Source organism: Dorea formicigenerans, assembly GCF_025150245.1.
Classification (GTDB): Bacteria; Bacillota; Clostridia; order Lachnospirales; family Lachnospiraceae; genus Dorea; species Dorea formicigenerans.
The window spans coordinates 2,202,884-2,220,531 of record NZ_CP102279.1; the positions used below are offsets into that span (position 1 = coordinate 2,202,884).

At 41.0% G+C, this 17,648-nt stretch carries 17 protein-coding genes; 3 read left to right on the forward strand and 14 right to left on the reverse strand.

The window, feature by feature from the left end; all coding sequences use genetic code 11:
- The first annotated feature begins 232 nt into the window (after positions 1-232).
- Entirely contained in the window at positions 233-1,144 is a 912-nt protein-coding gene (locus tag NQ560_RS10755; RefSeq protein ID WP_005334227.1) for a hypothetical protein, read from the forward strand.
- 104 nt (positions 1,145-1,248) lie between these two features.
- Here the strand turns inward: NQ560_RS10755 and pdxT are convergent, their stop codons facing one another.
- The 3 genes from pdxT to NQ560_RS10775 form a co-directional block, all read right to left on the reverse strand.
- Complete coding sequence (gene pdxT, locus NQ560_RS10760) at positions 1,249-1,803, reverse strand: pyridoxal 5'-phosphate synthase glutaminase subunit PdxT (RefSeq protein WP_005334228.1); 555 nt, start codon at positions 1,801-1,803, stop codon at positions 1,249-1,251.
- Position 1,804: 1 nt separating this feature from the next.
- The gene (pdxS, locus tag NQ560_RS10765; protein WP_005334229.1) at positions 1,805-2,680 is read right to left on the reverse strand and encodes a pyridoxal 5'-phosphate synthase lyase subunit PdxS; all 876 of its coding nucleotides are present in this window, start codon (positions 2,678-2,680) and stop codon (positions 1,805-1,807) included.
- Positions 2,681-3,130: 450 nt separating this feature from the next.
- Complete coding sequence (locus tag NQ560_RS10775) at positions 3,131-4,159, reverse strand: putative ABC transporter permease (protein WP_005334230.1); 1,029 nt, start codon at positions 4,157-4,159, stop codon at positions 3,131-3,133.
- Between the two features lie 124 nt (positions 4,160-4,283).
- On the opposite strand from NQ560_RS10775, the gene NQ560_RS10780 reads away from it, so the two are divergent.
- Together NQ560_RS10780 and feoB are read left to right on the forward strand one after the other, a co-directional pair.
- On the forward strand, positions 4,284-4,511 hold the full coding sequence (locus tag NQ560_RS10780; RefSeq protein ID WP_005334231.1) for a FeoA family protein: 228 nt from the start codon (positions 4,284-4,286) through the stop codon (positions 4,509-4,511).
- Complete coding sequence (feoB, locus tag NQ560_RS10785) at positions 4,511-6,556, forward strand: ferrous iron transport protein B (RefSeq protein ID WP_005334232.1); 2,046 nt, start codon at positions 4,511-4,513, stop codon at positions 6,554-6,556. The genes NQ560_RS10780 and feoB overlap by 1 nt, the downstream gene beginning before the upstream one ends.
- 81 nt (positions 6,557-6,637) lie before the next feature.
- Here the strand turns inward: feoB and NQ560_RS10790 are convergent, their stop codons facing one another.
- From NQ560_RS10790 to arcC, 11 genes are all read right to left on the reverse strand, one after another.
- Positions 6,638-7,453 (reverse strand): PHP domain-containing protein, encoded by an 816-nt coding sequence (locus tag NQ560_RS10790; RefSeq protein WP_005334233.1) that lies wholly within the window; start codon positions 7,451-7,453, stop codon positions 6,638-6,640.
- A gap of 4 nt (positions 7,454-7,457) precedes the next feature.
- On the reverse strand, positions 7,458-8,369 hold the full coding sequence (locus NQ560_RS10795; protein ID WP_005334234.1) for an ABC-2 transporter permease: 912 nt from the start codon (positions 8,367-8,369) through the stop codon (positions 7,458-7,460).
- 98 nt (positions 8,370-8,467) lie between these two features.
- Positions 8,468-9,460, reverse strand: a complete 993-nt coding sequence (locus tag NQ560_RS10800) for a cytidylate kinase-like family protein (RefSeq protein WP_005334236.1) — start codon at positions 9,458-9,460, stop codon at positions 8,468-8,470.
- Between the two features lie 12 nt (positions 9,461-9,472).
- Positions 9,473-10,582, reverse strand: a complete 1,110-nt coding sequence (locus tag NQ560_RS10805; RefSeq protein ID WP_040015572.1) for a sodium:proton antiporter — start codon at positions 10,580-10,582, stop codon at positions 9,473-9,475.
- A gap of 28 nt (positions 10,583-10,610) precedes the next feature.
- Complete coding sequence (locus tag NQ560_RS10810; protein WP_005334240.1) at positions 10,611-11,147, reverse strand: DUF6465 family protein; 537 nt, start codon at positions 11,145-11,147, stop codon at positions 10,611-10,613.
- Positions 11,148-11,289: 142 nt separating this feature from the next.
- On the reverse strand, positions 11,290-12,141 hold the full coding sequence (locus tag NQ560_RS10815; protein ID WP_005334242.1) for a putative manganese transporter: 852 nt from the start codon (positions 12,139-12,141) through the stop codon (positions 11,290-11,292).
- Between the two features lie 279 nt (positions 12,142-12,420).
- Positions 12,421-13,419, reverse strand: a complete 999-nt coding sequence (locus NQ560_RS10820; RefSeq protein WP_040015573.1) for a FadR/GntR family transcriptional regulator — start codon at positions 13,417-13,419, stop codon at positions 12,421-12,423.
- Between the two features lie 91 nt (positions 13,420-13,510).
- A complete protein-coding gene (locus NQ560_RS10825; protein WP_005334246.1) occupies positions 13,511-14,761 on the reverse strand; it encodes a M20 family metallo-hydrolase in 1,251 nt (416 codons plus the stop codon).
- A gap of 29 nt (positions 14,762-14,790) precedes the next feature.
- A complete protein-coding gene (locus tag NQ560_RS10830; RefSeq protein WP_005334247.1) occupies positions 14,791-14,991 on the reverse strand; it encodes a hypothetical protein in 201 nt (66 codons plus the stop codon).
- A gap of 34 nt (positions 14,992-15,025) precedes the next feature.
- A complete protein-coding gene (locus NQ560_RS10835) occupies positions 15,026-16,636 on the reverse strand; it encodes an L-lactate permease (protein WP_005334249.1) in 1,611 nt (536 codons plus the stop codon).
- Positions 16,637-16,705: 69 nt separating this feature from the next.
- A complete protein-coding gene (gene arcC / locus NQ560_RS10840) occupies positions 16,706-17,641 on the reverse strand; it encodes a carbamate kinase (protein ID WP_005334251.1) in 936 nt (311 codons plus the stop codon).
- Between the last annotated feature and the right edge of the window lie 7 nt (positions 17,642-17,648).

Below are 17,648 nucleotides of genomic sequence, written 5' to 3' on the forward strand. Positions count from 1 at the left end.
TAAGTTTTTATAAATTCTATAAAATTAATTGATTGTCCGCACATTTCGTGATAATCTATAACCACTTTAAGAGAAGCAATCTGCAACTCTTTCAAAGTTCTAAGTCGTAAGACATCTCATTTCGGTGTTTCATGTTCGAAACTACTATCCGATATGAAGAGAAATGTAACTGTAGGCATAGATATTCTATTGCAAAGATGAATCGAAAACTTTATAATAAAAGGAGAAATGGATGGAGCAAAAGAGAAAGACGATAGAATGGCATCCGGCATTCACGGCTTCACTTCAGATTGAGTTCGAAGATGAAGCAGATAAAATAATATTTGAATCGGAACATTTGTTATCAAAGAAACCCATGCAGATTGATGAACTTGTAATAAAAGTTCATGACAATGAGAAAATCCAGAAAAATATAGGGAGAATATTTCGAAAGCATAATATTGTGGAATATAAAAGTCCGGAGGATTATCTGACAATTAATGATTTTTATAAAGTATATGGATATTGTTGCTTTTATCAGTCGGATACTGAACATGTATGTGAGATTCCACCGGAAGAACTGACTATAACATTTATATGTAACCATTATCCGAGAAATCTGATACAGCATTTGGAAAAAGTTCGAAAGTTGCAAATAAAAAAAGAAGAGCCAGGGATATATTATTTTGTTGGTGATGCAATTCCAATTCAATTATTGATTACAAAAGAATTGAATCTGGAAGAGAACCGATGGCTTGGCAGCTTGAGAAGCAATATTAAGAATCAAAGTGAGATTGAAGCGATTCTAAAAGAATATGAAGAAAAAAAGAATTCAAAGTTGTATCAGGCAGCAATGGAAGTAATAACAAGAGCTAACTGGGAGGCAATAAAGGAGGCGAAACCTAGTATGTGTGAGGCACTAAAAGAATTAATGGCAGAAGAATTTCAGGAACTGGAAGAGCAAGTGACGGAACGAGTAACAGAACAGGTGACAGAGCAAGTAACAGAACGGGTAACAGAACGGGTGACGGAGCAGGTAACGGAGCAAGTAACAGAGCGGGTAACGGAACAGTTGGTAAAAAATTTATACGAAAATGTAGGCAATGCTGAAAAAGTTGCAGAAATGTTAAAATTGCCCATTGAAACCGTACGCAGAATACTCTAAATAATATGTGTTGCAGCGATTTTATCAAGCAAATATATGAGGCATGTATTTTTTTAAACGGCGATCAAATAAATCGCCGTTTAAAAATATAGCATCACATTTTCTTACATATTCAGAAAATATTCATGTATTCTCGTATCCCCGTCCAGTTCCGGGTGAAATGCTGTCACGAGCTGTCGTCCCTGTCTGGCAGCCACAATTTTACCATCTACTTCTGCCAGAATCTCAACACCTTCCCCTGCCTGGGCAATATATGGTGCACGGATAAATGTCATCGGCACCTGACCAAGTCCATCAAACTCTGCATCTGTATGAAAGCTTCCAAGCTGTCTTCCATATGCATTACGCTTTGCCGTAATATTCATAGTACCAAAACACGGAACTCCTGCTTCCACTTCATCTGCCAGAAGGATCAGTCCCGCACAGGTTCCAAAAACTGGCAGACCTGACAGGATTTTCTCTTTTAAAGCATCGTAAATGTCAAGTTCCAGTAACAGTTTTCTCATCACGGTACTCTCACCGCCCGGAAGAATCAGAGCGTCAAATGATCTGTTCAGATCTTTTTTCTGACGGATTTCAAAATAATCTGCTCCAAGTTTCTTAAGCATCTGTTCATGTTCCAGAAATGCTCCCTGAAGTGCCAGTACTGCTACGGTCATCTTATTTGCCCCTCTCTGCCATCAGAAGTTCAATCTCCTGTTCATTGATTCCGACCATTGCCTCACCAAGATCTGTGGAAAGTTCTGCGATCAGTTTTGCATCTGTATAATTAGTTACTGCTTTTACAATTGCTGCGGCACGTTTTGCAGGATCACCAGATTTGAAAATTCCAGATCCTACGAACACTCCTTCTGCTCCAAGCTGCATCATCAGTGCTGCGTCTGCCGGAGTTGCAACTCCTCCTGCTGCAAAGTTTACAACCGGAAGCTTTCCATTCTCATGAACATATTCTACCAGTTCAACCGGAACCTGAAGCTGCTTTGCCGCCTCAAAGAGCTCGTCCTCTCTTAAGCTCTGAATTCTGCGGATTTCAGCATTCATCACACGCATATGGCGGACAGCCTGTACAACGTCTCCTGTTCCCGGCTCACCCTTTGTACGGATCATAGAAGCTCCCTCAGCAATTCTTCGAAGTGCCTCTCCAAGATCTCTTGCCCCACATACGAATGGCACTTTAAAGTCTCTCTTGTTGATGTGATATACATCATCTGCAGGTGAAAGAACTTCACTCTCATCGATATAGTCAATCTCAATTGCTTCCAGAAGCTGTGCCTCCACAAAATGTCCGATTCTGCATTTTGCCATGACCGGAATTGATACGGCCTCCTGGATTCCGCGGATCATCTTCGGATCACTCATACGGGATACCCCGCCTGCTGCACGGATATCTGCAGGAATTCTCTCCAGTGCCATAACTGCACAAGCACCTGCTGCCTCTGCGATTTTTGCCTGCTCCGGTGTTGTTACGTCCATGATAACTCCACCCTTTAACATCTGTGCTAACTGCTTGTTTAATTCATATCTATTCTCTGCCATAGTTTTTCACCTTTCTCTTCATCCGATTCTTTTCTTATTTTCCTAATATTTTTTCTCTGTGTTACGTAACTATGATACATATCATACTGCAAACTGGTATTTATTAAATATCCAGTTTTTACATTTTGTAGCAAGCCAGTTTTAAACTTATCACAACACAATCATAAAAAGATCCAAAAGATACCTTCTGAGATTGCTTACAATTACCAAGGTCGGAAGACTACTCAGACTTTGACTCGCCACTAACGAAAAAAAAGAACAGATCCATCGACCTGTTCTTCCTCGACTTTATTATTTCTTCGCTATCAACTCAATTTCTATTAATGCATCTCCGCAAAGTCCTGTCACACCAACTGTTGTCCTAGTTGGATATGGTGCTGAATCTTCTTCTGACATTCCCATCTCATCAAGAATACTCAGAAGATTCTTAAAAAAAGTCTCCTTGTACTACTATTTTTTTCTCTTCATCTTTTCTTTCAATCTCAGCTTCTCACGTAACTCGTTAAATGTCTCCTTATACTGTCTGGATTCCATACGTGGGAATGCCTTCATCAGACGTCTGGACACGGCTCCGCCCTGACCTGACAACTCTTCATACTTCTTACGAAGTTCTTCACTTCTTGCCTGAAGCTGCTGCCTTGCTTCGTCTGCGGTTCCACCAATCCTTGTACGCCCCTCATTAAGCTTACGGCGGCTGCCTTCCGTTGCAGCTTCCAGTTTCCTGCGGCCTTCCTCTGTCGCACTTTCCAGTTTACGACGGCTTTCTTCCGTAACATTTTCCAGTTTCCTGCGGCCTTCTTCTGTCGCAGCTTCTAGCTTCTTGCGGCTCTCTGCTGTTGCTGCTTCCAGTTTCTTGCGTCTTTCTTCTGTTGCCTCCATCGTATCCATCATACCTTCATGGATATTTTCACCAAGCTTATCCGAAATCTCATGCAGCTCTGCGGCAATCTTCGCCATAGCTTCCAACTGATGATTCAGTTTCAGGATTCCGGCCGCAGTCATATACAGATCAACAAAAATACAGATTTCCAGTACTGCGAGCATTATAAGCCCTAATGTATGTGGAATAAATGTCAATATTTTATGAATGACCGGATGAATCACACGGACGATTAGTACGCATGCTACTCCCCACACAAGGGAAAATATCAGGCAAACATATCCACCGATATTCAGTGGCTGATTTGTATAATCCCACCATTTATGATGAAAAATCTTATCCATCAGATATCCGGTAAGCCCTTCCAGAACTGTCACCAACACTGTGGACAACGCATACAGCAAAATCAAATTGTCCTTATACGGTGTCAGGAAATAGACGACTACCGTCACACCGACTCCATAAATCGGACAGATCGGACCATTCAGGAAACCTCTGTTCACGAACTTTCTCTGCTTTGTTGTCGCATATGCAACTTCTGTGCACCAGCCCAGAAAACCATACACAAAAAAGTATAACATCAAGTAATAAATCTGCATAAAATCCCCCTTTATGTTTATGAAATCCAGTATACTTCACATTGAAGTTTTCGTCAATTGATGATATAGTTAGTGGAGTAACCGATAAATAATTCTCATTTACAATTTATAAAAAGGACAAAAGATGACTTTAAAGCAAGGCAAAAATAACAAAACTTATCAGGTTCTTTCTATCAACATTGAGCTTCTTCTTGAGAGACGTCTAGAAGCGCTTGGATTGACAGAAGGCGCCAAAATCACAATATTGAACAACAATAAAAAAGGTGCTCTTACCGCCAGATTTCGTGGCACACGATTTGCACTTGGCAAAAGAATCGCAGACCACATCGAAGTGAAGGAGGTCACGGAATAATGGAAAAAATCATTAATGTAGGCTTCATCGGTAATCCAAACTGTGGCAAAACAACACTCTTTAACGCTTACACCGGTGCAAATCTAAAGGTAGCTAACTGGCCCGGTGTCACAGTGGAAAAGAAAGAAGGCTTCACGACCTATGAAGATCAGAAGTTCCGTCTCATTGACCTTCCGGGAATCTACAGTCTGACTTCTTATACAATGGAAGAAACTGTATCTCGAGAATGTATTATGAGTGATGAAGTTGATGTCATTGTAGATGTCATTGACGCTTCCAGTCTGGAACGTAATCTCTATCTGGCCCTTCAACTGATCGAACTTGGAAAACCCGTTGTACTGGCTCTGAACATGATGGATATTGTAGAGAGCCGCGGCATGGAAATTGACTTGCACCGCCTCCCGGAAATGCTTGGAATTCCTGCAATTCCTGTATCAGCACGAAAAAAGACAGGACTTTCCATTCTGCTGCATGCCGTTTCCCATCACAGTGAATATGCCAGCCAGGGACCTTTTATTCATCATCACAAAGGAATGCATTCTGAACACCGGCATAATCATCACTCAGAATATGCCATGGTCTATTCCGACCTTATAGAAGATAAAATCGACGCACTGATTACTTTGATCACCGCAACTTATCCGGAAATGGATAATATGCGTTGGCACGCCATCAAATATCTGGAAATGGATAAAAATATTCTGGATCAATATCCACTTGCCGGAATGGAACAAATTGTAGACAGAAGCTATGAAAAGGATATTATCAATCAAAAATATGACTTTATCGAAGAAATTATTGATGAAGTACTTGTCAATAAAGCTCAGAAGGCAGCCTCTACAGAAAGAATTGATAAGTACCTGACCGGAAAATGGCTTGGTCTTCCGATTTTCCTTCTGATCATGGCATTTGTATTCTTCCTCACATTTACTGTAGGAGACTGGATGAAAGGATATTTTGAGATTGCTCTTGAAGTATTCTCAAATCTCGTATCAAATGGTCTTGCTGCTGTCCACACAAGTCCGATGTTGACTTCGTTGATCGTAGACGGCATCATTTCAGGAGTTGGCGGAATTCTGACATTTCTACCAAACATTTTCATTCTCTTCCTGGCTCTTGCGCTTTTGGAAGACAGTGGATACATGTCACGAGTCGCATTTGTCATGGACGATATTATGAGCAGTCTCGGATTATCCGGAAGAGCATTCCTTCCATTGTTGCTCGGATTCGGCTGTACCGTACCTGCAGTCATGGCTTCCCGGGCACTTGAAAATAAAAGAGACCGTTTTAAGACTATCCTGATCACACCATTTATGTCGTGCAGTGCAAGACTTCCGATCTATGTCTTATTTTCCTCTATGTTCTTTGGAAAATATGCCATGATCGTCTGCTATTCCATGTATCTGATCGGCATCATTATCGCAATTACAACAGCATTTATCCTGTCCAAAATCGACGGAAGCAAAGCGACACATGCCTTGTTGATCGAATTGCCGGAATATAAAACTCCAAGTGCCCATACGATTGCGATTTATGTATGGCAGAAGATAAAAGATTATCTTACAAAAGCTGGAACTGTTATATTTATCGCATCCATCTTAATGTGGGCAATCTTAAACTTTGGTCCTCATGGATATGTAACAGATATTTCTGAAAGCTTTGGTTCTGTCATTGGACGCCTGATCGTACCGGTCTTTCAACCGGTCGGACTCGGATATTGGCAGATTATTGTAGCTTTGATCGCTGGTATTGCCGCAAAAGAAGTTGTTGTCTCCAGCTGCAGCGTACTCTTCGGAATTCAAAATATTACGACTGCCCACGGAATGACCGCAATGGTGGCTTCTCTTGGTGCCATTGGTTTTGGCCCGGCAAATGCTTATGCACTTATGACATTTTGTCTGTTATATGTACCATGCACAGCAACCATTGCAACGATTCATCGTGAGTTGCAAAGCTGGAAATCCACTGGTTTTATCCTGCTCTATCAGCTGTGTACTGCCTGGATCATAAGTTTTGTAGTTTATCATATCGCAAGTTTGTTCTAAGTTCTTATAAGGGCGCACTAAAAAAGAAGTATTCTGACTTTGAGTAAAATCTCATTTATCAGAATACTTCTTTTTTATTTATTACATATATTTCAACTCAATCGGATCGATCGGATCGACAGGATTCTCAATCTTTCCATTCAGCATACGTTTTCTCTTACGCATGATTGTACCGGCCTTATTATAAAACCAGAAAGAATATGTCAGAATCTTATCCGCCTTTCCCATCTTGTCTTTTGTCGTCTTTCCATACAGACTGCCACCTGTCTCAATCACTGAAGATTTTGACCTGATCAGTGCGATCAGCTCTGTCTCACATGTCACTCGCTCTGGCAGAATGGTATACCCCATACCTACACAATTAGGTCGGTGTGCGTCACTGCCACCGATTCCCGGTTTCTTATATTTCTGTGCAAGCTTAAGGGCTCTCGCATTAGACTCTGCTGATTCACATGCATTAAATACTTCAATAAAGTCAAACCGCTTAAATAACTCTGGTGATTTGTAATAACGCTTTGTGTTCGTAAAGCTTAAATATTTGCCCCCGCATGGATGTGCCGGCCCCAGAATTCCTCCGTGCTTATGCACAAAATCAATCAATACTGCAACCGGAAGACCTCGGAGTTCCAAAAGTCTCATCTTCACGCCTTCTGGCATAATGCATAAAATATGTCCCCCGTCACAAGTATCATACTCAATTCCTTTTAAGACTACAAAATCATCATGTACTTTTCCCTTCATCTGGTATTTCCAGTGTCGGTATCCTTTATACGTATCATGATCTGTAATCAGCATTCCGTCAAATCCACGTTCTTTTAAAAGTGTAATGTACTCGTCCAGGCTCACCTTGCTGTCAATGGACCCTTCCTTTACATGACAATGCATGTCCAGTTTCATAAGCCTATTCCTCGCTCTCCTTGTCAGATGGAATATCGTCTAAATCCAAATCCCTGATCTCGATATCCTCTGACTCATCATCTGAAAAATCCTCATCTTCATCCAGATATCCTTCCGGCTCTTCTGCCTCTTCCTCATCCAGATATCCTTCCGGCTCTTCTGCCTCTTCCTCATCCAGATATCCTTCCGGCTCTTCTGCTTCTTCTGGCTTCGCTTCGTCCTCATCCAGAATCATTCGGGCTTTCTCTACTTCATTCTCCATAGAGACCTGTTCCTTGATATGTTCAGATTTGATTCTCTCTTTCTTTCCAATCTTACTTGACTGCATCATGAACTGAATCATAAGTCCTACAAATGCAAGAACTGCACCTGCTGCATATTTTAACCATGACGGATCTGTAATTCCAGCAAGGTCGAGAATCGCCGGACCTGCAAGAAATCCACCTGCTATACCGGTAATTACAATGATCATCGGCTCTGCAAATATTGCAGCAAGAATCGCAAGCACAAGTGCCACTGCCAGTTCCACAATAGTAATGACTGAACTTTGTGCCGGTATCACTGCTGCCAGCACTCCCATAGAGCAGATGAATATCATCACAAATACACCCAGCCTGTATACAAGAAAAGACACTACTGCCAGCAATATCGCGCAGACTAATATAACCGCTACGGATGCAATACCTTCAATTCCCGCTAATGCACAGATTCCAGCTCCCACTCCTGCTCCAATCAGAAATCCCAGGAATGCCGCAACCACTTTCACCAGCTTCAAGCCGAAAAATCCAATTAAAATACCGATTGCTATCACAGCCGCAAACACTCCCACGCTTAGCTTTCCGGCAAGGAACACTGAAGTCGGTCCATCCATGGAGCCTATCGCACTTATGCCTTTCACCAATGTTGTCTCATTCATTCTATTATCTCCTTTACGTGTTAATTATTTTCTCCCGTCTCATTCATCTTTATTATATCAGTATCTGAAACACACGTAAAGTCTCTTTCTTGTACCCCTTATGCTTTCTTCCTGTTGATGATCAGACGTTCAATGATTTCTATCGTCTCTTTGATTCCGTAGTTGGCACTGTTAATGCACAGGTCATAATTCTCAGGAGTTCCCCATTTTTCACTTGTATAAAATTCGTAATATTTTTTATGCTGGCGATCCATTTTTTTCAAAAACTTCACCGCTGTCTTTTGATCCATCTCACGCACGTTCATCATATACTGCAATCTCACTTCAAATGGTGCGCTGATGAACAGACTGATATGTGGAATATAATTATTGCGCAGAATAATATCCGCACATCTTCCAACTATAATACAATCTTCTGTTCGTGCCAGATTGCAGATCAGATCGCTCATATTAAAGAAGACGGCATCTTCTCTGTTAAGTCCATGATAACGATACATATTCCGCAGCTTTGATTTCAATGTTTCTCGTTTTTTTCCATATTTATCAAACTCTGTAAAGCACTCTTTCTCTTTAATGTGAAATTTTTCTTCTTCCTGACGTTTTAGTACCTGCTCGAAAATCTCTGAATCATAATAATTGATATGCAGCTTATCTGCCAGCTCAAATCCAATATCATTTCCCGCACTTCCCTGTGTACGGCTGATACAGATAACGAGATGCGCATTTTCGTCCACTTCATCCCAGTGTGCAGCCGGATTCAGAGCCATTCTTTCTGCATTGACAATATCCGTTGCAGACATATCCGGAAGCTGCTCCATTGCTTTAAGAATCTCATTATATTCTGTCATCATACGGCTCTTATCTTCTTTATTCTTAATCGTACGAGCCATGTTACTGATCAGCGCCAGCTCACTTCGCAAGAGATGTCCGTCAGGCTTCGTATACATCAACATACTAAGTGCACGAATCGTATTCTCTCTGCTTCCTGTAAATGTTCTTCCAAGGGAAGATCCTACACATTTATATACTTCACCATCCAGATCATAGATCCGATTCGCAAGTTCCATATACATATCTTTATTATTTGCCATATCCGTAACCTCCTACAAAAAGAACACAAGCATATCCAGTATAAATACCGGAACTAAGAATGCAAGCGACCATAAGATATATCCAAAGAACGATGGCATATTGACACCATTTTCATCAGAAATCGCTTTTACCATAAAGTTCGGTGCATTTCCTATATATGTGTTTGCTCCCATAAATACAGCTCCACAGGAAATAGCCTCTAGAAGATTCACCGGAATCTGTCCAAGAGCCGTTGTAATACCTCCTGTTAATCCAAGTGTTCCCGCAGTTGTCAGGAATACAAGATAAGTCGGTGTATTGTCAAGGAAGCTGGGCAGCGCTCCTGTTGCCCAGAACATCTGGTACGGCTCGCTAATTCCAAGGTTTGGTCCAACAGATTTTAACAGCATCAGTGCCGGCTGCATAGTAATAAAAATTCCAATAAACAAAACTGCAACCTCTTTGATTGCTCCCCACGTAAAATGGTTCTTTGTACGGATTGAACTGTCTGTTGTCTTGAATGACAGAAATGCTGCAAGTAAAATAATCACGATCTCAATCAGCGCAGGAAGCGTCAGTGTAACTTCTCCGTACAGATGAATTCCTCTTACATTACCTGCAGCGTCCTGGAATGCTGACATTCCCGGAAGTACTCCACGCATAAATCCCATTAGAAGCGGCGGATCTCCGATTGGCGTAAGACAGCCACCCATATTGGAAATCAGGAAAATGAAAAATACCATAATATGTCTTTTTCTTTTTCTCCATGAATTCATCTTAATGACCGGACGAACCATGAGCATACTGGCTCCCGTTGTTCCAATACAGCTGGAAAGCAGCGTACCCAATGCCAACAGACATGCATTTACTCTCGGTGATCCTGCAAAATCTCCTCCAACTGTAATGTTACCAGATACACAGAATAATCCAAATAACAGAACAATAAATGTCAGATAATCATTCACGATACATTTCAATACTGTTTCAAATGTATCGCCTGCACCATAAACGATTGCAAATGGCACTACAAGTAATATGATCCACATAAACACCACAAGTGGCTGGTGTGCTTCCCACCACTCAGCACGTAACAGTGGCATGACCGCTATACATAACAAAAGAAAACAGATAGTAAAAGCCAGCTTTTACTATCTGTTTCTTTTTATCTTCCTACTCGAATTCTACAGCTCCTGTTTCTGTTCCGTTGATCACATAGTAGACCGCATTCTCTTCCGGTTTTATGTAAAGATCCATCTCTTTAATGTCTCCGACTTTTTTACCAGATCTCGTCCATGCTTTTTTCACACGGGCAATGATGTCTTTCTCTTCTACCTGCTTACCATAATACTCAACAAATGCTTTTATTTTAATGTCTTTCTTAGCAGCTTTCTTTACAGTCTTTGTCGCAGTCTTTGTTACAGCTTTTGCTACAGTCTTTGCCGCACCTGCACCTTTCACTGCTTTTTTCGTAATCTTTTCTACTGTATCTGCAGCAGCCTTCTCAACTTTAGCTTCTACTTTCTCTTTTGTCTGTGGCTTTATCTCGGTCTTAGCTTCTGCCTCTACTTTCTCTTTTGTCTGTGGCTTTATCTCGGTCTTAACTTCTGCCTTTGCTTTCTCTTCTGTCTTTATCAAATCAGCCATAACATTTGCAGCTATTTTTACATCTTTTGTCTTTTTTACAGGTGTCCCTTTTTTTGTTACCATAATAAATCCTCCTCACAAAAAGGTATATCTCAAGTGTGAACATATTTATTATAGCACATCAAAATAGAAAATCAATTTCGAATATGTTAACCTTTTGTCAATTCGTGTCGCTTATCGACAGCGTTTTTCACAATTTGACAACTTAAAATCCGAAGATCTGTAAAACCATTCCTGCAATCACTGAAAGTGCATATAAAGTGAGTACAATCTTTATGTTCTCACGTTTATCCCGATTGACCTTAAAAAGTACAACCAATCCAATTCCTGCTCCGGTACAGAGACCTGAAATGGCAGATGCGAATGAAATTGCACCGCTGATATAAAGCTGCGTGATTACAACAGAAGCCGCACAGTTAGGTATCAATCCAATAAGTGCTGCAATCACTGGCTGGAAAATACTATCTGCCAGAAGATATTCGGATAATGTCTGAATCCCAATTACTTCTATAATAAAATTCAAAATTGCTGTAAATACAAAAAGATAGAGAAATATCTTAATTGTATGGCGAAGTGCTGGTTTTAAAAGTCCGGCGTGGTGATCATGACATCCACAGTGATCACAGAGATTTCCACACTCTTTTGGAGTTGCAATTTGTTTCTGCAGGAAAAGATCAATGATGTATCCTGCTACGACCGCAATCACAACTTTTACCGCAAGGAGTGTCAGAACTGTCTTTCCCTGATCCGGATTGCCAAGCAAAATCAATACTGCTTCATCTGATGTTGCAAGAAATACAGAAAGCAATGTTCCTACCGATATAATCCCTCCTGCGTAGAGGTTAGAAGCCATGACTGAAAATCCGCATTGCGGTACACAGCCCACGAGTGCCCCCACAACCGGACCTGCTTTATCTACATCTTCCAGTGCCTTTCTTGTCAATTTTGTCGAATAATGCTCCAATCCTTCAATTAATAAAAATGCTACAAAAAGAAATGGAAGCATCTTTAAACAATCTGCCAACGCATCTGCAAGTACATCTATTATCATTTCCATATTATCACCTCTAATTCTACGCCTTATTATCTAGTTACTTATTATGTTCTATTCTTAGTAACACAATCCGCAATATTATATCTTATTCTTTTCCAAATTACAAGAACTCCTCTGCAAATTTACAGGAAATTCGAGGCAATACTGTGAGGTACGGTACAAATCAAATATCACTTCATCATTCTGTAAATTTGCAGGGGAGTCCCTTTTCGATATTATATTCGAAACTTTTTTATTTCTTTTTCAATGTGTTAATGACTATGTAAACAGTTTTATGTAATCTTATCTATAATTATAACGGACTTTTGATCTCTTCATGTGCTCTTCCATAGCTTCTGCAGCACCCTCTCCGTCTTTTGCAAGAATAAGACCATAAATTTTCTGATGCTCTTCATAAATTTCCTGAAGCTGCCGTCCGTCAATCATTCCCGTCTCACTGACATGACGCATCAGATTACTGATTGTCTGAAGCATACTGTAAATTACAGTATTCCCGGAACACTCTGCAATACTGCTGTGGAACTCCAAATCTGCATCCAGAAACTTCTTATAATTCTGCTCTACATATGCCTGATGGATTTTATGTGATACATCATACAGACGATTCAGAGCGCGATCATCTACGCAGTCAGCTGCCAGATAAGCGGCTTTCACTTCCAGAAGATCTCTCACTTCCAAAATAGACTCTGTCTGATTGCCATTCATAAATAAAGACCAGGAAAGTGGAATGACGAAAAAATTTGCTTCATTTCCACTAATATAAGTTCCCTGCCCCGGCCGGATATCAATCATGCCAAGCACATCCAGAACTTTCAATGCCTCACGTACTGCCGAACGTCCAACTCCAAGTTTTGTCGCAAGTACACGATCTGACTCTATCTTATCCCCTTTTTTCAGACTCTTATCAAACATCTGCTCTGCAAAATACATAGTCAGGCGATTCAAAAGTTGATTAATGCTGCCTTTTTTAGACTGAAGCTTTCCAAGCGCTTCCGGGCTTACATCATCCGGTAACAGAATATGTATCTTCTCGGCAAATTCTTCTGATGGCATAGAAAAATGCATAGAATCAATTCCAAGCTGTTCTGAGACACTGATAATGACATCATTCATTCTGGGACCGTCTTTTGCCTCCAGGTTAGACAATGTCGCGATGCTCATAGTTGGCTTTCCTTCTTCATCCGACAGGAATCTGTCAATGAATTCTTTTTGAGTCAGCCTTAAAGCTCTTCTTAACAATCGTAAGTTTTCTCTTTTGTACATCGGATTTAATTCGCCCATATCTTTTTCCCCGTTTCTTTCTCGAAAGGCCGCAGGATATCTCTTCCTCCGGCCTTTCGAATCACCATTCATAAATAATTATTTTTTCGGATTACTCAGCAAGAAGCTTTTTAGCAAGACCTGTCATAACAACAGAAGCTTTTGCAAATTCACTATACTTTGTAAACTCTACCGGGCAGTGACTTCTTCCGTCTTTACTTGGAACGAAAATCATAACTGTCGGAAGTACCTGACCAATCTCAAGTGCATCATGTCCTGCTCCACTAGGAAGTCTCATATAAGAATATCCTCTTGCTTTGCAGTCTTCTTCCATGATGTCAAGCATACCTTCATCCAGCATAACTGGCTCGATCACAAGCTTTGTATCGATGTCATAGGATCCACCCATAGCCTTCACTTCACGGTCTAATGCTGCACGAATTCTGTTTGCGATGTCATTAATATTGTCGTTGCTCTTAGAACGAATGTCAACTGTAAATTCACATTTTTCAGCTACAATATTCATTCCACCAGGTATCGTGTTAATGTATCCGATTGTTGCAACTGTTCCGTCAGCTTTCTCTCTTGCCCAATCTGGGATTTTAGAAATAACCTTTGTTGCTGCATCAACAGCATCAAGACGCATATCCATTGGAGTTGTTCCGGCATGGTCAGCTCTTCCGTTTACTGTTACCATATATCTCTGGATTCCAACGATACAATCTACAAGACCAATCTCAATATTCTTTGCATCCAGAACCGGTCCCTGCTCAATATGGAGCTCAAGGAATTTTCCGATAGAACCTTCCGGCCATTTTGCATCTTCAATCTTCTCTGGATCAAGTCCATATCCCTTCATGGCATCATAGATAGAAATTCCGTCTGTATCTTTGTAATGTTTGCAATATTCAACATCTCTGTGTCCAAGCATAGCTCCGGATCCAAAATATCCTGTTCCGAAACGCATACCCTCTTCATCGCAGAAACCAACGATTGCAAAGTTTCTCTTTGGTGTAAATCCTTCATCTTTTAACTGTCTTGCAGCTTCGATTGCACATACAACTCCGGCGATTCCATCAAAGTCTCCACCGTTTACTACTGAATCATAGTGAGATCCCATCATAACACATGGAAGATCTGGATTCTCTCCTTTTAAGATACCGATTACATTTCCGGCCTCGTCCTCATGTACTTCAAGACCAGCCTCTGTCATAACCTCTCTCAGGTAATTTACGGCATCTCTAGCCTCTTTTGTAAATGGAAGTCTTGTACATCCATCTCCTGGTGTTGCTGTAAAACGTTTTAAACACTCTAAATTTTCAGCAATTCTTCCTGTTACTTCTTCAATTGCCACTGTTCCCATAGTCTTTTTTTCCTTTCTGGTTACAATAATTACTTATGTTTTGGTGTTAAGATAAACACTTTCACCGGTGAATAGAACATAGCTGCCATCATGATTACAAATCCAACTGCACAGGCTGCGGTTGTCCCGGTATATAAACCGAAAAGCATAATAGCAAATGCAATCATAATTACGATAAATGCTAATGTCAGTCCACCTTCTTTAGTTTTAAAAAAGCTATTCTTCTCCATTGTCAGCACTCCTTTTTCCAGATTCAAGACTTTCTTATAAAGCTGTCATAACAAACAATACTGCTCCAATCAAAATCGTAGACGGTATTGTAATCGCCATAAGCTTTTTCATAACTTCGCCTTCGCTTCCAAGGATACTTGCTGTTGTCGTACCAAGAATAATCTTGCTCGGGCTGATTGCAGCTCCGATTGCACCACCAGCTGACTGCGCTCCAAGGATTGCAGCAGTATTAGCCCCAAGAAGTTTTGCGGTTGTCATCTGGAAACTTCCAAATAAAATATTGGAACTCATGTTACTTCCTGTCATAAATGTTCCAAGAAGTCCTACAAATGGTGCAAAGATAATGTAAACTTTTCCGAGTACATTTGCAATTCCATTTGCAAGTACAACTGTCTGTCCTGTTCCATCCATAATCTTTGACATAATAACAAGTCCGATAACTGCAATACCAGACGGCATTGTCATGGAAACAGATTTCACAAACACTCTCTTCGTACCACCTTCACCGATCCAGCCATGCTTTTTGTAATAAACAAGACCAATGATCGCTGATACAAACAAGAACATACTTGCATGAGTAAATGGAGCTAATGGTGAAAAGCAATCTACTGCTTTATTTACATAACCATAACCCGTAGATGTCTCCGGAAAAGCAAATCCAAATTTAAACTGTCCAAGCACTGTATTCAGTGGTTTTACAAGTAATACCACCAGTGTGATAATAGATAACGCAAAATATGGTACAAATGCCTGAACAAGTGTCATATCCGGAATTTCTTCTTCTCCATCGGCTGCAGCAAAATCACGATTCATAATCGGGCTGTCCTCAATGCACCACTCATCTTTATACATTTTTGTTCTTCCAAGAAGAAGAATGACTACCAATGAAATAACTGCTGGGATGAAACAAGCCAGTGTTGTGCTTACTTGTGTCAGCAGAAGTTCTCCGCCTCCCTGAATGACTGCCATAATTGCTACGGCTACAAATCCTTTTTTCAGTGCTTTTCCTTTACCGTAGAACCAGCATGTGGCAAAACCACCGATTGCTGTCCAGATAAATAAGAAAAATGCTGTCCACATAGCTGTTGTAAGATACTCACTGCTTCCTACAGCAAGTCCGGCTGACATAGCCAGAGAATCCCACGCAGCTCCAAGTGTACCGAATGTATTTCCCCACGCCTGACCGATAAGAGGGATAATAACTGCCCACAGCGGTTTCACACCAATACCGATCAAAAGAGGTGCTCCTACTGCAACAGGTACGCCGAATCCTGTGATTCCCTGAAGGAAACTCTCAAAAATCCAGCCCATTGCAAGTACAAGAAGCAATTCGTTTGGCAAAAGTTTACGCATACCATTACGGATTACCAAAAATGCTTTTGCCTCATCTCCAACCTGATACATCAGAATTGCAGTCCATACAATGATCAATATGATCAGTGCATTCCACACACCTTTCGCACTTTCGGAAGCAAGAAGCGTAATGTCTGCTTTATAAAAAGCAACTCCAGTAACTACCGTTATCAGTAATCCTACCGGTGCCGCCTCGGTCGCTCCCCAGCCACACTTGATCATTAAGATCAGAAGTGCCGCAATTGGAAGGAACGCCATAATCCACATAAATAGATTTACTGGTATATTCATCTTGTTCCATCTCCTATTTTCTTCTCATTACTTACAGATGTGGGATAACTCCCACATCTGATATAACTATTATTGATGGATCACAGTTCCTGTCTTTCCGGCAATTCCTTCTGCCGCTTTGTCAAGAAGTGTAATCAATGTTCTTCTTCCTTCTCCTGACTCAGCAAAACGAATTGCTGCTTCAATCTTCGGAAGCATAGAACCTTTTGCAAACTGTTCCTCGGCAATATACTCTTTTGCCTGTTCTACAGTCAGATCTGAGAGCCATTCCTGATTCTCTTTGCCAAAGTTGATCGCAACTTTTTCTACGGCTGTCAAGATAACCAGATAGTCTGCTCCAAGCTGAGCTGCCAAAAGGCTGCTCGCATTATCTTTGTCAATAACTGCGTTGACTCCGACCAGTTTTCCGTTCTCACTGATTACCGGAATTCCACCGCCACCGCATGTAATCACGATGTGTCCTGCATTTACCAGTGTCTTGATCGTCTCAAGCTCACGGATTCTCTGTGGCATTGGAGAAGCTACAACTACACGGTAGCCTCTTCCTGCATCTTCCATACAACGCACGCCATTTGCTTCATTTTCTTCCGCCTCTTCCTTAGTAAGGAACCTTCCGATTGGTTTTGTCGGATTTTCGAATGCCGGATCATTCTTATCTACTTCTACTTGTGAAAGGATTGTAGATACTTTTCCTTCAATGTTACGGCTGTAAAGCTCGTACTTAATTGCATTCTGAAGATCGATTCCGATATATCCCTGGCTCATTGCCACGCTTGTCGGAAGCGGAACCTGTTTATAATTCTCATGCGTAACAACCAGGTTGTCCATAGCATTCTGGATCATTCCGACCTGTGGACCATTTCCGTGTGTTACGATGATATCTAATCCCTGCTGTGCAAGGTCAACAATTACTTTTGCAGTCTTAGCCACTGCCTCTTTCTGCTCTTCTACATCTTTACCAAGCGCATTTCCTCCAAGAGCAATGACAACTTTTTTCTTTTCCATGGCTGCC

Excerpts from the sequence above, each read along its gene's own strand:
- NQ560_RS10755 (WP_005334227.1), top strand. The coding sequence starts at position 233 with ATGGAGCAAAAGAGAAAGACGATAGAATGGCATCCGGCATTCACGGCT.
- pdxT (WP_005334228.1), bottom strand. The coding sequence starts at position 1,803 with ATGACCGTAGCAGTACTGGCACTTCAGGGAGCATTTCTGGAACATGAA.
- pdxS (WP_005334229.1), bottom strand. The coding sequence starts at position 2,680 with ATGGCAGAGAATAGATATGAATTAAACAAGCAGTTAGCACAGATGTTA.
- NQ560_RS10775 (WP_005334230.1), bottom strand. The coding sequence starts at position 4,159 with ATGCAGATTTATTACTTGATGTTATACTTTTTTGTGTATGGTTTTCTG.
- NQ560_RS10780 (WP_005334231.1), top strand. The coding sequence starts at position 4,284 with ATGACTTTAAAGCAAGGCAAAAATAACAAAACTTATCAGGTTCTTTCT.
- feoB (WP_005334232.1), top strand. The coding sequence starts at position 4,511 with ATGGAAAAAATCATTAATGTAGGCTTCATCGGTAATCCAAACTGTGGC.
- NQ560_RS10790 (WP_005334233.1), bottom strand. The coding sequence starts at position 7,453 with ATGAAACTGGACATGCATTGTCATGTAAAGGAAGGGTCCATTGACAGC.
- NQ560_RS10795 (WP_005334234.1), bottom strand. The coding sequence starts at position 8,369 with ATGAATGAGACAACATTGGTGAAAGGCATAAGTGCGATAGGCTCCATG.
- NQ560_RS10800 (WP_005334236.1), bottom strand. The coding sequence starts at position 9,460 with ATGGCAAATAATAAAGATATGTATATGGAACTTGCGAATCGGATCTAT.
- NQ560_RS10810 (WP_005334240.1), bottom strand. The coding sequence starts at position 11,147 with ATGGTAACAAAAAAAGGGACACCTGTAAAAAAGACAAAAGATGTAAAA.
- NQ560_RS10815 (WP_005334242.1), bottom strand. The coding sequence starts at position 12,141 with ATGGAAATGATAATAGATGTACTTGCAGATGCGTTGGCAGATTGTTTA.
- NQ560_RS10820 (WP_040015573.1), bottom strand. The coding sequence starts at position 13,419 with ATGGGCGAATTAAATCCGATGTACAAAAGAGAAAACTTACGATTGTTA.
- NQ560_RS10825 (WP_005334246.1), bottom strand. The coding sequence starts at position 14,761 with ATGGGAACAGTGGCAATTGAAGAAGTAACAGGAAGAATTGCTGAAAAT.
- NQ560_RS10830 (WP_005334247.1), bottom strand. The coding sequence starts at position 14,991 with ATGGAGAAGAATAGCTTTTTTAAAACTAAAGAAGGTGGACTGACATTA.
- NQ560_RS10835 (WP_005334249.1), bottom strand. The coding sequence starts at position 16,636 with ATGAATATACCAGTAAATCTATTTATGTGGATTATGGCGTTCCTTCCA.
- arcC (WP_005334251.1), bottom strand. The coding sequence starts at position 17,641 with ATGGAAAAGAAAAAAGTTGTCATTGCTCTTGGAGGAAATGCGCTTGGT.